Genomic DNA, 15,996 nt, shown 5'->3' on the forward strand with positions numbered 1-15,996 from the left:
GAATGCCGCGAGCTATTTCTAACAAATTAATTTTATTAACTCACTTTTAACCACTCAATTAGAATGGGCAAGTTTAAAAAAGGTTGATGTACCTTTGATTTCATCGGTTGTAATACCAAAAAAGCTAAGCAATGTCGGCGTAATAAAATCGTGTGACACTGGCTGATTGACCATACTAGAAAGACTTTCAGTATCGATACTATTGCTATTGGGCGACCAAACTATCGTAGGCACGTGTTTTTGGGCATCTGGTGCGAACTTATAGGGCAAACCGTGCAGGTAGATATTATTTTCACCCAAACTCTCCCCATGATCACTAATATATACCATTACCACATCATAATCTTGCTCATAAGGCTTTAGCGTATCAATCACATTACTCAAAAAGTAATCGGTATAACGAATCGCATTATCGTAACCATTTATCACAGACTGAGCATCACATTTAGACAGCTCATTGGTCATGCAGACAGGGTTATATTTTTCAAATTCTTTAGGATAGCGCTGATAATAGGCGGGGCCATGATTACCCATTTGATGCAGTAGAATAAGCGTATCTTTCGGCATCTCTTTCTGTGAGCTGCCTGACTTTACAAGTTTATCAAACCCGTCAAGCATACCGATATCTCGGCATTCGACATCACAGTTATGGTTTGTGTCAGCTGTTTTGTAGTCTTCAAAAGTAACGCGATCAGCCACGCCTTTTGAGCTAGAGTTATTGTCGCGCCAAACGACATTGATCCCTTGCTTGCTTAGTGTATCTAGTACGTTTTCATTATACTTGGCTGTATCGATATCGTAGTCTGCTCGATTTGCATAGCTAAACATGCAAGGTACGGAGTAGGCTGTAGAGGTTCCACAAGAGACGGCATCTTTAAAGCTATAAAGGTCTGACTGCTTTGAGAGCAGCGGTGTGGTATTGCGTGTATAGCCGTTCAAGCCGAAGTGATCTGCGCGAGCCGTTTCGCCAACCACAAACACCATTAGTTTAGGTTTGCCGCCGCCAGTAACACTATTAGCAGGTGCCACGCGCTTTGCGTCTGTCGCATGTAGCGTGAAAGTATCAGGACGGCGTAGCTCATCGACATAGTTTTCGCCAAGTTTGATCGTAGAGTAAATAGGCGTGATTGGGTTGGCATAAGAGCGAACTTGTTTATGTTGACGGAAGAAACTGGCGTACTGGTCACCAAATGGTAAAAGACAAGCTGCGATCAGTACGATAGACAATATCAAGGTTGCCGTTTTTTGTAGAATACTGCGTTGCCAAGTAAAGCGTTTCAACCGTATCTTGCTAATGATAAATGCCGGCAACACGCCCAGTAGCAGCACCCGAATGACCATGCTAGGGGCAAACAACCCCATCGCCTCTGCTTGATCGGTCTCCAGACTGTTGATCAGCATGTTGGTATCAAATATCGTTCCATAAGCATCGGTAAAATAACCACAGATAGCGGCAGTAATCAGTAGCGCAATCAATACTGGTTTGGCAATTGGGCGATAGCAAAGCAGTTGCAATACCAGCCACATCAGTCCAAATAGTAAGCCTGTAATAGAGAATATAAAGCCAACGTTTTTGCTAAATGGATAGACAGCCAGCACCTGCTCAAAGAACCCAATATTTGCGGTCGCTACCAAATATAAAGCCACAATGAAAATAAGATAACTGAGATTTATCTCACGATTATAGAGCTTACTAAGGTAGCTGGTCTTTGTATTGGCGTTGGGTGCTTTGATTTTTAGCACATTGGTCTTGATGACTTGAGGTATGGACATACAGATACTTCTCAACAGATGGTAGGAAACGTCATTCCTTACCATAGCAAGTGGTCTGTTAAGAAGATGTTAAGGCAGTTGATGCTAACTATCATAAGTTGGATGTTGTGTGGATTGTTGAAACGATTTTATATATTCAAGTCAGGCAGGATTCATCATTGCCATCAACTGGGGCTTGTCCTTTATGGTGATAAAACCATAGTGCATATCGATAAGGCTCTGCTTTTGCCACGATTGAATGATTTTATTGATGGTTTGTCTGGTAGTACCAAGCATAAAGCCAAGCTCTTCTTGCGATAAGCGCAGATCTATTTTGATATCGTCTCCTATTTGCTGTCCATAAGTGTCAATCAGCCCAATCAGCATGCTAGCCAATCGCGCTGAGGTATTGAGTGAGGTAGCATCGTCAATCCAATCAAATGCTCGGCGAATTCGCTCGCAGGTTATAAGCGCGAGGTGCTTGTATAAAATCGGATGCAACTGCGCTGTTTGAATGACTAGATTTCTTGGGATAGAGATTAGCGTTACTTTGTTAATCGTCCATGCATCATGGGTGCGAGGATTGTCATCTATGATAGATATTTCACCAAACCACTCGCCATTAGATAGATGTGCCAGAGTCATAGCATGGCCACTAGCGCTCACGTTACAGACTCTAATCGTACCCGACACGACAAAGTGTAGCGCCGCATCATCGTTGTCACCGATGGCATGAATCATTCGTCCTTTTTGGTATACCTTTAGCACCGCATCGCCTGCCAGTAGCAGCTGCACAATGGCTGGCAATTGACTAAACCATGGGTCGTTATTCAAATAATCATTGATATTCATAAGTGTAATGTTTTTGACAGATTTGGTTTTATGAAATGGTGTAAAGTAATCATTCAGGATATCTAACACAGTAAAGGAATACAGCATGCAAACAACTATGCAAACCGCGACATCGACCGATTTAACCTCGAGTGTACACCATAATATGAGCGAACAAGAGTGGCAGATGCGCGTAAATCTTGCCGCCTGTTATCGAATGATTGCCTCTTATGGTTGGGATGATCTGGTATTCACTCATATCTCTGCGCGCGTACCAGGTACTGAAGATGAGTTTTTAATCAACCCGTACGGCATGTTATTTGAAGAGATTACCGCCTCTAGTCTAGTCAAGGTCAATAAAGCAGGCGAGAAAGTATCACCATCAGAGTTTGACGTAAATCCAGCTGGATTTATCATTCATAGTGCTGTGCACGAAGCTCGCGACGATGCGCATTGCGTTATCCATCTACATACAAATGATGGCGTTGCTGTCTCAGCGCAAGAAAAAGGCCTGCTACCTATCTCGCAACAATCATTATTTCCGCTATCCAACTTGGCATACCACGACTACGAAGGCGTCGCATTAAACCCTGAAGAAAAGGTCCGTTTGGTTAATGATTTAGGTGATGCTCACTTTATGATTTTGCGTAACCATGGTCTGCTCACCTGTGCCGATACAGTCGCCAATGCGTTTTTGTACATGTATATCATGCAAAGAGCCTGTGAGATTCAGATTAAAGCACAGAGCGGCGGCGGTGCATTGACGCCAATACCAGCACAAATCTTGGCCGGTATCCAAGCGGCATCAGAGCAAGTGACTCGGGGCGCGAATGGTGACATCGCATGGCCTGCGTTACTAAGAAAACTGCGCCGCACCGATCCATCATTTGAGGAGTAAATCTCTAATGATAACTCTTGATGAGTGGCAACGGCAGGGACAATATGAATCCATTCATGGGCATCAAATATTCACTCGGTATGCAGGGGATAAGAGTGCGCCTGTATTGCTATTGATTCATGGTTATCCTAGTGCCAGTTGGGACTGGGAGGGCATGTGGGATGCGCTAACCGAGCACTATTATGTCATCACGCTTGATATGCTGGGGTTTGGGTTGTCAGACAAACCAAAAAACGCGCGCTATCTAATCAGTGAACAGGCTGATATTTATCAAGTTTTTTTGCAAAAACTGGGCGTCAGTGATTATCATATATTAGCGCATGACTATGGTGATACAGTGGCTCAGGAATTGCTAGCCAGACAAGTTGAGAGTAGCGCTGAGCGACACATTGCTAGCGTATGCTTTTTAAATGGTGGTCTGTTCCCTGAGACGCACAAACCTATCTTGGTACAGAAGCTACTACTATCGCCATTGGGACCTCTGGTATTAAAGCTGATTAATAAGCAGAAATTTGCAGGCAGTCTACAGCGGATATTTGGCCCCGACACGCAGCCCACAGCAGAAGTGATAGATACGCTATGGCAGCTGTTAAATCACAACAATGGACTGGGTGTGATGCATAAGCTAATTAACTATATGCCTCAACGTCAGCAGTACCGCGAGCGATGGGTAGGTGCGATTATCAACAGTACTGTACCGGTGAAATTAATCGCAGGCGCCAAAGATCCTATCTCAGGTCAGCATATGATTGATCGTTATCGTCAACTGATACCCAATGCTGATATAACCAATATGCCTATGCTAGGTCATTATCCGCAGGTAGAAAATGCAGCAGCGATCACAGCGGCTTATCTACAATTTAGACGCAGTATTCTGTAAATACAGTTCAATCTAACAAACGCAAAGCATCAAATGGTGCTCTGCGTTTTTTTATGGGTAGTAAGCACTGAGTGCATCACTGTCTCTTAGTATGTGTCTGTACGGCTATAGCTGGTCAGTACCTAAAGTCTATGCACTACACCTATCTGGTATGCCATTAATCAACTGTGCCCTTTTATCATGTCATAAGCTGCATTGTCAGCATCGTCATTTATATTAGCTATCTTTACTTATGCGATTAAATTCCCAATAACTTTCTATTTTTAATTCTGTTTATTTTAATAAAAATAAAATATGACCCATTATATTTGTTTGTCTGAATATATTTGTTTGGCTGAATATATTTGTTTGGCTGAATATATTTGTTTGGCTGAATATATTTGTTTGGCTGAATATATTTGTTTGGCTGAATATATTTGTTTGGCTGAATATATTTGTTTGGCTGAATATATTCACTTAAAAGAATATAAAGAAAGCAGACATTAGTCTTTTGCAATATTGCTGAGTATAATTCTTATATTAATGTTCTATATGTCTTTATTAATAATGATTATTGAAAGCATAAAAAATGTATCTCGGAAACTCAGTTTCTCTATTGGTTTATGCCTTACAAACAAAGGGATTGGCTATCAAATAAAATCTGAAAAATTTAGATTCATGAGTATTTTGTAAGTGTATGTTATATATATATTTTATCATTTGTATACAAGTTTTTTATGCATACAAAAATAGGGCAGTTCTCATCACCTAAAAAATCTATTACTGCTTGGTTAATATTGATTACACAATGCCTATATATAATCGTTTTAGCGATTGATTATTTTGCTGTTTGTACTAGAATACTAAATAAGCGTATCTAAATTGTTAGTCATATATCTAAAGTATTTCTAGCACAAAGAAGTTTTAAATTAAGCCTAGAGTAATGTTGCCTTATTTACAGCAGAGAACCATAAGTCCTTCCGTGTTGTACGAGCTCTTTAATTAATAAAGGAATAGAGATTATGAACCGTAACTATAAAGTCATTTGGAATAGATCACTAGGGTGCTTCACGGCTGTCGCAGAGTATGCAAAGAGCCGTGGCAAGTCTTCAAGTTCTGCTGTCAGTTCTGGCGCTAGTCCTTCTACAGGCGCTATGATAGGAGGTGCACGACTGGTAAAATTAAGTGCATTATGTGTGGGAATGGCTGCTACTGGATTTAGTATGCAGGCAGTAGCAGGCTATGAAGCAGGTGGTGGGACGACTAGGGTAAACTGTACAAGAGATTCTAATGGTTTTGGTGGTGAAGAGGCTTCGGTAGCTATTGGAAATGGTGTTTTAAATAATATTGCTTGTGCCTCAGGTGCAGAGACAATAGCAATAGGCGCAAATCTTGCAGCAACAGGTTCACAGGCTACGGCAATTGGTAGTGATATCATTGCGAGCGGTGATTTATCAGTCATTATAGGTCAAAATTTCAATAGTAATCCTACGACATCTACTGGTGCAGGCGGGGTTGCTATTGGTAGTGGTCTAAGTGGAGCCTTAGATAGCCCAATTGCGAATGGGATTGGTTCTGTTGCTATCGGGTCAAGTGGAAATGCCACAACCAATGGCTTAAACGGTGCTATTGCCTCAGGAAACCATGCCTTAGCTCTCATTTCTGGTGCAGAGGCATCAGGTGTAAACTCTGTTGCTATTGGTGCAGGTTCTAAAGCTTCTGCCGCCAATGCTTATGCCCTTGGTGAAAGCGCTAACGCAGCAGCTTTAAACACCGTTGCCCTCGGTGCAGATACTAGCAGTGCTACACAATATGGGGTCAGCATCGGTCGTGCTGCAAGCTCAACAGGTCAATCCTCTGTTGCCATAGGCGGCGGGTCAGCTGGCGGCGGGGCTGCCACTACCAATGGCACTGGTGCCATCGCTATCGGTAGTGGTGGGAATAATACCCTCGGTGCAAACGCTGTTGGCACTGGTGCCATCGCCGTTGGTCAGGCCTCTAAAGCAACTGCAGCTTCTAGCATTAGTATCGGTGCTACTGCCAATGCAAGCATCGCTAACTCTGTCGCTTTGGGTGCAGGCTCAACAACAACCACACCATCGGGCAACTCATTCTTGACTAATGTCGCAGCAGTACCTGCAAACGGTGTGGTGTCTGTCGGCACTGCTGCCGCGACCAGACGTATTCAAAATGTCGCTGGCGGGTCCGCTGCGACTGATGCAGTAAATGTCGCGCAGTTAACAGCGCAAAACACATTAACGAATAAACAAGGTACTGATACAGCCGCGGCACTTGGTGGTAACTCTCAGTATAGTCCTACGACAGGAGCTATCACGGCACCTACTTACTCTGTCGTCAGCAACCCAGCTAACGCAGCAGGTAGTGTCACTGGTGTCGGTGGTGCTATTAGCGCACTAAACTCAGCCGTACAGACACCACTGACCTTTACTGGGAATACGGGCACAACCACTCGTAAGTTGGGCGAAACGCTCACTATCTCTGGTGGGTTAGCTGGTGCAGGCTCTAATAGCAACATCAAAACAGTGGTAACTGGTAATACGGTCGATATTCAACTTGCCAATGCTCCAGTTTTTACTGGGCAAGTAAAAGCCAATGGTTTTGATGCAAGTAACAGTAAAATTACTAATGTAGCCAATGGCACTGTTGCTGGCGATGCAGTAAACTTTGGGCAATTAGAGACAACTAACACTAACGTCAGTAATGCTCAAACCAGTGCTAATAGTGCTCAGACCAGCGCAAATAACGCTCAAACAACTGCTACTAATGCTCAAACTGCTGCTACTAATGCCCAAACGACAGCTACAACAGCACTCACTGAAGCAAATAAAGGCTTCAATATTAAAGCTGGTAGTAGTGCGGTAGACAATGTCAAGCTTGGCGAGACTGTCGGTTTTACTAATACAGACAGCAATCTAGTTGTGACTAATAACGCTACTGATAATACTGTCAATTATAATCTTGCTCAAGATATCGACCTAGGTCCTGCTGGTAGCGTGACCACTGGCAACACCGTCACAAACAGTAATGGTGTCACAATTACTGATGGTACTAACGTAACCACCATGACATCAGCAGGCACCAAGGTTACAGATGGCACTAATACCAGTAACTATGGTGCAGAAGGCTTAACCTTCCTTGACACTACTGGCGCTGTATTGGCGAACACGCCAAGCATTACCGCAGCTGGTATTGATGCAGGTAATAACAAGGTTACGAATGTTGCTGATGGGACTATTGCTGCTAACAGCAAAGACGCCATCAACGGTGGTCAAGTGAATACGCTAGTCACCACAGTCAACACAAAGACCAACCAACTAGGAAGTGACACCGCAGAGAACCTAGGCGGCGGCGCTATCTATGATCCTGCTACAGGCACCATCAGTAATCCAACTTACAACGTTAATGGCGTCGCTAATGACAACGTTGGCGCTGCAATCACTGCACTAGATCAAGGCTTTACCTTAAACAGCAATGGTGCTGATGGCGCTGCGATCAAGGCGGGCGACACCATTGACATCGGAACCGCTGATGCTGAGAACAACCTTAGCGTCACTAAAACAGGTAACGTTGTTGACTTCAGCTTAAATAAGAACCTTGACTTAGGCGCGACAGGCAGCGTGACCACTGGCAACACCGTCACAAACAGTAATGGTGTCACAATTACTGATGGTACTAACGTAACCACCATGACATCAGCAGGCACCAAGGTTACAGATGGCACTAATACCAGCAACTATGGTGCAGAAGGCTTAACCTTCCTTGACACTACTGGCGCTGTATTGGCGAACACGCCAAGCATTACCGCAGCTGGTATTGATGCAGGTAATAACAAGGTTACGAATGTTGCTGATGGGACTATTGCTGCTAACAGCAAAGACGCCATCAACGGTGGTCAAGTGAATACGCTAGTCACCACAGTCAACACAAAGACCAACCAACTAGGAAGTGACACCGCAGAGAACCTAGGCGGCGGCGCTATCTATGATCCTGCTACAGGCACCATCAGTAATCCAACTTACAACGTTAATGGCGTCGCTAATGACAACGTTGGCGCTGCAATCACTGCACTAGATCAAGGCTTTATCTTAAACAGCAATGGTGCTGATGGCGCTGCGATCAAGGCGGGCGACACCATTGACATCGGAACCGCTGATGCTGAGAACAACCTTAGCGTCACTAAAACAGGCAACATTGTTGACTTCAGCTTAAATAAGAACCTTGACTTGGGCGCGACAGGTAGCGTGACCACTGGCAACACGGTCACAGACACTAATGGCGTTAGCATTACTGATGGTACAGTTGGCGGTGCTAGCACCACCATTACCGCAGCAGGTACCACTGTTACAGACGGTACCAACACCAGCAACTATGGTGCAGAAGGTTTCACCGCAACTGACGACGCTGGTAACAGTACTGTTGTAAATCAAGCAGGTGTGAGCTTTGTTAACGCAGGTGGCGCACAAACAGGTCCAAGTATTACTGCTACTGGCATTAATGCTGGTGGTCAGACAGTAAGTAATCTAGCTGATGGTGTGAATGCAAATGATGCAGCAACCAAAGGACAAGTGGATGCAGTATCTGATGGTTTAACAGACTTGACAGCAGGTGCTGTGAAGTATGAGCGAGATCCCAATGACAACAGCATCAATTATGATCGTGTTATCTTAGAGGGTACACCTGCAGTGATTGAGCAAGACGATGAAGGCAACGACTATGTAGCGAGTGGTGGTACAACATTGTCTAATGTGGCAGAAGGGGTGAATGCTGATGACGCTGTGAATAAAGGACAGCTGGATACCTTGATCGCTCAAAACGTTACCAACGTCGAAGTAACTGACCAAAACGGCAATCCCGTTACGGTCAATGTGACGGATCAAGTTGTGAACCGCAGTATCGATGACAGCAATATGGATTCGCAATTCTTAACGTATGATGTTAATGGTCAAGAAGTTACTGATCGTCTGACTATCGGTCAAACTGTACAGAAAATGAATACTGAGGGTGTGAAGTTTGCTCATACCAATGCAGTTAGTACTGAAGGTGATATAGGCGTGACTAATGACTCAAGTGCTGGTGGCGATAACTCAACTGCAATTGGTGTAAATGCAATTGTAGAAGCTGGTGCAAACAATACCGTTGCATTAGGACTTAACACCAGAGCAACTGTAGATGCGACAAACTCAGTTGTGATTGGTAACGGTTCACAGGTAGCAGGTCAGTCATCAGTCGCTATTGGTGATGGTGCTCAAGCGCTAGGTAATCAGTCTATCAGTATCGGTACAGGTAACATCGTCAATGGCGATAACTCTGGTGCCTTTGGTGATCCAAGCACTATCAATGGCAACAACAGTTACTCAATTGGTAATAACAACACTATTAATAGTGATGATACTTTTGTACTTGGTAACGGCATCACAGCAAACCAAAATGGCTCGGTAGTACTAGGTCTTGGTTCTGCAGCTACGACAGGTGCTGGTATTGTAGGCTATCGCGCAGCGGGTAATGCTGCTATTACAGCAACGACTAGCACAACTGGTGCAGTTGCAGTGGGCGATGCAGCCAACGGTGTATATCGTCAAGTTACAGGTGTGGCCGCTGGTACAGCAGATTCTGATGCAGTCAATGTCTCACAGTTAAAATCAGTCAGCGATGCATTAGAAAGTAGTAATGAAGCGCTTAGCAATGCTGCGGTTCAGTACGATACAAACCCAGACGACACTGTCAACAAAGGCAGTATTACATTGGGTGGCGGTGCTGCTGGTACTACTATAACCAACGTCAATGGCGGTGCTATCAATGCAGGAAGTACTGACGCTATCAACGGTAGTCAGCTATACAATCTAGGAAATGATGTGGCTGGCATTATCGGTGGTGACGCAGCGATTGATGATGAAGGCAACTTAACAGCCACTAATATCGGCGGTACAGGAGCAAATAATCTTAATGATGCTATTGCTGCTGTAAACAACGGTAATGCTCAGGCCAACGAAGATATTCAGGCCAATACCGATAGACTCGATAATGGTTTGAGCTTCAGTGCAGACAGTGGTAATGATGTTAATAAATCAGTTGGTAATAGCACTGCACTTAAGTTTGAAGGCAGTGATAATATCACGACGACAACCACTGATAGCGGTATCAAGTTTGATTTGAGTGGCAACATTAGCGTAGATAGTGTTACTGCAGATACGATCACAACTGGTAATACTACCGTTAACACAAACGGTGTCACGATAGCTAACGGTCCAAGCATGACAACTGAAGGTATCAACGCAGGTGGCAAGACTATCACCGGTGTTGCTGATGGTCTGAATCCTACTGATGCTGTGAACTTTGGGCAGTTGAGCGCTCTAGATGGCAAGCTAAGCAACAGCGTTAACGAGTTGGGTTATAAGATTAATGAAGTAGAAGATGATGCTAATGCTGGTATCTCTGCTGCCATGGCAATGTCTTCACTACCGCAAGCTTATATCCCTGGTAAGTCAATGATCGGTGGTGGTGTCGCAACATACAATGGTGAAAGTGCAGTTGCTATCGGTCTATCTAAAGTCTCAGACAATGGACGTTGGGTAATGAAGATTAATGGTACAGCAGACACCCAAGGAAATGCAGGCGGCGCAATTGGTGCAGGCTTCCATTTCTAATATAGCCACATCACTGTTTGACAGCGTTTGCTTGAATACATGCGCTGTCAAATTACTTATAAAATATATTAAGGGATAAATAATGAAAAAATCTTTTTATCGTTACGGCTTGTTGGCTACGTCTGCTTTACTATTCACAGTCACTGGTTGTGCTCAAAAAAACATCATGCCAACTTGGCATTTGACGCCTGGTGCTCAGCATGGAGCTGTTGATGCTAACGATTTAGTATTTCCAGATCCAGAAAAGGCATGGCAGAAGGGTGGCACTATCGTCAATCATAATGATATTGCTAAAATACAAGTAGGTACTACTAAAGATCAGATTTATAAAATAATCGGTACACCTCATTTCAGCGAAGGGTTCAACGCTCGTGAATGGGATTATATCCTCAAGTTTTATGATGCCAATAACAATGTAGAGTCTTGCCAGTATAAGATTATCTTCGATGATAGCTACGAGGGTAGATTGCGCGATGATGAATTTTTTGCCACTGAGTTCTACTGGCAGCCAGCATCTTGTGCCAAATATTCACAGTTCTAATATTAGTCGCTATCAATAATATAAAAAAAGAGCAAGACATTAAGTGTCTTGCTCTTTTTTATGATAAATAGTTTGCTAGATGATTATTATAGCAACATGACTATTAAATAACTGCTAACTATGATGAAGTGAACTATATGCATAGTGCTACAAGATACTGATAAGTTAATAAAAAGGTATTTTGAAAAATTTGAGATTTTGGAGCGTAGTATAAGAGATTGTCTTTTCAAGTCCCCACTAGGAACTTAAACCTCAACACTATCTTCCCAAGAGAACTCTTCTAAGATACGCATCCATTGATTGTCTAATCCCGCTTTTAGTACTAGTGGCTCACCAGTGACGGGGTGGCTGAGTGCCAAAGTCTGAGCATGCAGCAACATACGCGTGCAATCATAGTGAGTACGAAAAAATCGTGTGTGACGTATATCGCCGTGACTGGTATCACCCACAATGTGATGGAATACATGTCTCATATGCCGACGCAGCTGATGTTTGCGTCCAGTTTCAGGCGTTAAGCGAACCAGACTATAGCGGCTAGTGGTATGCTTCTTTGATACTGCAAATGGCAGCTCAATTTGTGCCAAACTCTGCCAGTGGGTGACCGCTTCTTGAGCAGGTTTATCTAAATTGGCAAATTTATCGGCAATGGCGTCAGGCTTAAAGCTCAACGCATAATCAACAGTACCTTGCTCAGACATAAAGCCACGCACCACGGCCAAATATTGCTTGGTCACTTTGCGTTCAGTAAACGCTTCGGTAAGGCTACGTGCCACGGCTGAACTCTTGGCAAACAACAATACACCTGATGTAGGTTTGTCTAACCTATGCACTGGAAACACATGGCAGCCTACCGCATCACGGGTGAGCTGCATGGCAAAGCGTGTCTCACCTTTGTCCAGCCAACTACGATGCACCAACAGACCAGCTTCTTTATTAATCGCTACTATATACTCATCTTCATAGATAATTTCTATTTGATCAGCAGTATTGCCTTCGATATCCATGTTTTCATTGCTCACATTTTAGATGCGTCAATTATATATTCTTTTGTTAGACCTGTAGTGGCATAATAAATTTAGAGCCAGACTTTGAGTACGGTATCTTGGTTTCAGAAGGAGAGGTAGCGTCCGAAGGCAAGGTTTGTCGGCAAGATCAGTTATTCCGTTTTCATGATAGCGATGTCGCCAATAATAAAAGTATTAAGTTGGCTGCTAAAAAGGGCACACGTATCATGTTCATCGGCGGCGAACCGCTTAATAACCAAGTACTAATGTAGTGGAACTTCGTTGCTGATAACAAAGCTGAGATTAAGCAGTCTATTATTGATTGGAATAATGGCCATGAGCGTTTCGGTAATGTTGACTCTGATGTGAAACGTTTGCCTGCACCTGAATTACCTAGGGGTTTTGAAGGCTGATGACAACTTATCTCGCCCCTCACTATTTGACCTTAACTCGTAGAAAACTGCTTAAGTAAAATAAAGGTAGTTTGATGTAAGGATTAGAAGGTGTAAGTCGACCAAATACCAAGTCCTGATTCACACATAATTATCACGATGTTAAATCACATATGAATCAGGACAACATTTGAGGCATACTCCAGTCGGCTTACAATCAAAACGCCAATGCTTAAGTTCTATAAAGGACTTTTACGACATGCCAGCCAAATTTGGTCTTTACTAGATGCGGAGTAAATAGTTCGCCGGTAAAGCAAACCTTATCGAATGGCCCTACCATATCGCCTTTGCCAAACTCACCTAAGCTGCCACCTTTCTTACCTGATGGGCAGGTCGAGTATCGCTTGGCCAGTACATCAAACTTAGCGCCTTTTTTAAGCTTGGCAATAATGTCCTCAGCTTGTTCTTTATGTTTTACTAAAATGTGCAATGCGCTAGCGGTACGAGCCATAAGGTAACCCTTTCATAAAATATCAATTATCAGGACATTATATCACTACTTACCTTGGTTGCTAACCTCACTTGTAAGTGCTGAGCTCTCCCAAGTCATCCTTATACAATCGTGACTATAGGGGTTAGAGAAAAGAAGTCTTAGTCATGTAGTGTTTTATTTAAACTATAGTCTTTATTTAAACTAAAGCCCTTAAATGATGGACATAAAAAAAGCCTCAATCTTCAGATTGGGGCTTTTCGAATTGGGGAACTGTACTTTACTCATATCAAATCACGGAATCAAACTATCTACCAGAAGTTGAATACTAGTATTTAATGCCTCATTAGCGAACTTTTTATTTCTCAAGCTATGATTACATACCGCTTCAGTTTGCGTAGAAAAATCAGAGTAGTGCTGAGTGACTGCCCAAATATGAAAAATCAAATGGATGGCAGACACGGACTTAATCTTGTTATCTGCAATCCAGCCATCAATCACTGCCACCTTTTCACGAACCAAAGACCTCAAAGGGCCTTTTAATACGGCCATCAAATGAGGTGCCCCTTGTATAATCTCTAACGCATATAGTCTCGATGCTGCAGGCGATTTTTTTGAGATTTTATATTTTTCTTCAATATAGGTCTTAAGGGCAACCCTTGGATCTTGGTTGGCGTTAATCTCACTCAAAGGCGATAGCCACTTACTCAGCACCTTTTCTAAAACAGCAACATACAGAACTTCTTTACTTTGGAAGTAATAAAATATATTCGATTTAGATATGTCAGCTTCTTCGGCAATTTGCTACATACGCGCGCCATTCAATCCCTCTTGGGAAAATACGATCAATGCAGCATTAATGATATGTTCTTTCTTTTTTAATATCTTTGCACTCGTCTCTGTCTCTTCTTTTAGTGCGTATTCTTTCACTATATTTTCCCTCATCGTAAAGCCAAAAAACCTAATTTTAACTGATAGTTGATGCAATTTAAAAAAGGGTCGAAGCAACCAAATATAGATGCTACTGGTTGATTAAAACAGATATGCCAACTACTCCAACAGCGAGCAATACCATATCGGTTTGCAGGTTCACTAACTATAGCAACCTGCTGTTGACCAGTCTTTTCTGCTGCTTATTCCACCTTATCTTCATTCAAACCACCATCAAAATGTACTTATAAACAATTTATACATTTGTGCACTATTTTATAACACTTTGCACCAATTTATAACAGCCCGCACTATTTCTCTGCATATTTTTAGACCATATGGTTTAATAATTTTTGTATAAAAAACATATAAATTATTGATAAATAACAATTAATTAATTTGGCATAAATTATGCCACATAAAAAACATGAAATAATCTTTATTTCTTTTATCGCTCTTTTCTTCCTCAAACGTATAGGTGAAATCATGGAAATAGGTATTTTTTGTCCGATTGGTAATAACGGTTGGTTAATCTCAAAAAACGCGCCGCAGTACAAGCCAACATTTGAGCTAAATAAACAGATTGTGCAACGTGCCGAGCACTATGGGTTCGATTTTGCGCTTTCAATGATCAAACTGCGCGGTTTTGGCGGGGAAACTGAGTTTTGGGATTACAACCTCGAGAGCTTTACTTTGATGGCAGGACTTGCGGCAGTCACGTCTAAGATAAAAATCTATGCCACATCGGCGACGTTGGTCATGCCACCGGCAATCGTAGCGAGAACCTCTACCATGTCAAGGTAGGTCAACGAACCTGTAAGGAATTACATTATCTTGTATACACTGATTTCATTGACTTTAAGATACTATAGAGATAAATAATTAAGATGTAAATTATTATACAATAAAATTTAACTCGTATTTAGGCACTATACTTTTATAGTATTTTTACCTCTACTCAATCATTGCTTATAATAAAAAGCCGCGTATTCTTATTGAAAATTTCTCTTTATTGCGTCTATTATTAATATCACTTCTCTAGTTTTAAAGTTCGCGGGTGCTGTTTCTATTGCTTATTCTCTGCATAATATAAGGAGGTTAATAGCTTTATCTCTGCATATCTTTGAGGAAAATATAAAGCATATTGCCTATATTCATGAGCATTCAAATTGGACTGAATGGCAATGGTCGGACAAAAAGCTATTGCCACTCTTCAGTCGAGCACGGATATTACAAGGTCGTTTACTAGGAAAGCTGCTAACACTAGGATTCGATCTGAATGTTGAGGCACAATTAGATGCGGTGACTTTAGAGATTATTAAAACTATCTGAGATAGAAGGTGAGACTCTAAATGATGAGCAGGTTCGTTCCTCAGTTGTGCGGCACTTATGGTTAGATAAGGCCAGTATGCCAACGACTACTCGTGAGATCTATTGATTCGATGATGCTAATGGGAGATTTACCTGACTTGCTATGACAGAGAGAGTATTAATGCAAAGCTATAGTAGAGCCCAGCATCTTTATAGTATGTAAGCGTAGGATTCTTAGATAGCCTAATGATTACTGTGAAATTATAGACGTGTAAAAAATGAGCTATATTGAAAAGACTGTAATAGAGATGGCTTGGCCTTGA

12 protein-coding genes and 2 pseudogenes are annotated in these 15,996 nt (G+C 42.4%); 8 read left to right on the forward strand and 6 right to left on the reverse strand.

The features are described from left to right. Positions 1–54: 54 nt before the first annotated feature. Together JMX91_RS10100 and JMX91_RS10105 are read right to left on the reverse strand one after the other, a co-directional pair. Positions 55–1,773 (reverse strand): phosphoethanolamine transferase, encoded by a 1,719-nt coding sequence (locus JMX91_RS10100; protein WP_201548932.1) that lies wholly within the window; start codon positions 1,771–1,773, stop codon positions 55–57. A 141-nt stretch (positions 1,774–1,914) separates the two neighbouring features. Next, positions 1,915–2,691, reverse strand: coding sequence for a Crp/Fnr family transcriptional regulator (locus tag JMX91_RS10105; RefSeq protein ID WP_201548933.1), 777 nt, complete (start codon positions 2,689–2,691; stop codon positions 1,915–1,917). Between JMX91_RS10105 and JMX91_RS10110 the strand changes: the two genes are divergently transcribed. The 4 genes and pseudogenes from JMX91_RS10110 to JMX91_RS10125 all read left to right on the forward strand — a co-directional run bounded on the left by JMX91_RS10110 (position 2,690) and on the right by JMX91_RS10125 (position 11,546). Then, a complete protein-coding gene (locus JMX91_RS10110; protein WP_227679370.1) occupies positions 2,690–3,481 on the forward strand; it encodes a class II aldolase/adducin family protein in 792 nt (263 codons plus the stop codon). The genes JMX91_RS10105 and JMX91_RS10110 overlap by 2 nt on opposite strands. 7 nt (positions 3,482–3,488) lie before the next feature. Further along, on the forward strand, positions 3,489–4,361 hold the full coding sequence (locus tag JMX91_RS10115; RefSeq protein ID WP_201548935.1) for an alpha/beta fold hydrolase: 873 nt from the start codon (positions 3,489–3,491) through the stop codon (positions 4,359–4,361). 1,013 nt (positions 4,362–5,374) lie between these two features. Further along, a pseudogene (locus JMX91_RS10120) lies at positions 5,375–10,990 on the forward strand (YadA-like family protein); the annotation flags it as partial. Between the two features lie 97 nt (positions 10,991–11,087). Continuing rightward, complete coding sequence (locus tag JMX91_RS10125) at positions 11,088–11,546, forward strand: outer membrane protein assembly factor BamE (protein ID WP_057761070.1); 459 nt, start codon at positions 11,088–11,090, stop codon at positions 11,544–11,546. Positions 11,547–11,791: 245 nt separating this feature from the next. On the opposite strand, the gene truC is transcribed toward JMX91_RS10125, so the two are convergent. Beyond that, positions 11,792–12,565, reverse strand: a complete 774-nt coding sequence (truC, locus tag JMX91_RS10130) for a tRNA pseudouridine(65) synthase TruC (protein WP_265089192.1) — start codon at positions 12,563–12,565, stop codon at positions 11,792–11,794. A gap of 50 nt (positions 12,566–12,615) precedes the next feature. On the opposite strand from truC, the gene JMX91_RS10135 reads away from it, so the two are divergent. Beyond that, on the forward strand, positions 12,616–12,822 hold the full coding sequence (locus JMX91_RS10135; RefSeq protein ID WP_227679377.1) for a pirin-like C-terminal cupin domain-containing protein: 207 nt from the start codon (positions 12,616–12,618) through the stop codon (positions 12,820–12,822). A 352-nt stretch (positions 12,823–13,174) separates the two neighbouring features. Here the strand turns inward: JMX91_RS10135 and JMX91_RS10140 are convergent, their stop codons facing one another. The 3 genes from JMX91_RS10140 to JMX91_RS13410 all read right to left on the reverse strand — a co-directional run bounded on the left by JMX91_RS10140 (position 13,175) and on the right by JMX91_RS13410 (position 14,362). Next, positions 13,175–13,453: a peptidylprolyl isomerase gene (locus tag JMX91_RS10140; protein ID WP_102078430.1), complete on the reverse strand. Its 279-nt coding sequence runs from the start codon at positions 13,451–13,453 to the stop codon at positions 13,175–13,177. A 273-nt stretch (positions 13,454–13,726) separates the two neighbouring features. Then, positions 13,727–14,233, reverse strand: a complete 507-nt coding sequence (locus JMX91_RS10145) for a TetR family transcriptional regulator C-terminal domain-containing protein (RefSeq protein ID WP_227679378.1) — start codon at positions 14,231–14,233, stop codon at positions 13,727–13,729. Between the two features lie 3 nt (positions 14,234–14,236). Further along, positions 14,237–14,362 carry a hypothetical protein gene (locus tag JMX91_RS13410; RefSeq protein ID WP_265089193.1) on the reverse strand — a complete coding sequence of 42 codons (126 nt, stop codon included), beginning with the start codon at positions 14,360–14,362 and terminating at the stop codon, positions 14,237–14,239. Positions 14,363–14,848: 486 nt separating this feature from the next. On the opposite strand from JMX91_RS13410, the pseudogene JMX91_RS10150 reads away from it, so the two are divergent. From JMX91_RS10150 to JMX91_RS13420, 3 genes and pseudogenes are all read left to right on the forward strand, one after another. Continuing rightward, positions 14,849–15,154: pseudogene (locus tag JMX91_RS10150) on the forward strand (LLM class flavin-dependent oxidoreductase); the annotation flags it as partial. A gap of 411 nt (positions 15,155–15,565) precedes the next feature. After that, positions 15,566–15,694, forward strand: coding sequence for a DUF4172 domain-containing protein (locus tag JMX91_RS13415; protein ID WP_265089194.1), 129 nt, complete (start codon positions 15,566–15,568; stop codon positions 15,692–15,694). Position 15,695: 1 nt separating this feature from the next. Then, positions 15,696–15,800 carry a DUF4172 domain-containing protein gene (locus JMX91_RS13420; protein WP_265089195.1) on the forward strand — a complete coding sequence of 35 codons (105 nt, stop codon included), beginning with the start codon at positions 15,696–15,698 and terminating at the stop codon, positions 15,798–15,800. Positions 15,801–15,996 lie beyond the last annotated feature (196 nt).

Origin of the sequence: Psychrobacter sp. Pi2-1, assembly GCF_904846645.1 — a bacterium.
GTDB lineage: Bacteria > Pseudomonadota > Gammaproteobacteria > Pseudomonadales > Moraxellaceae > Psychrobacter.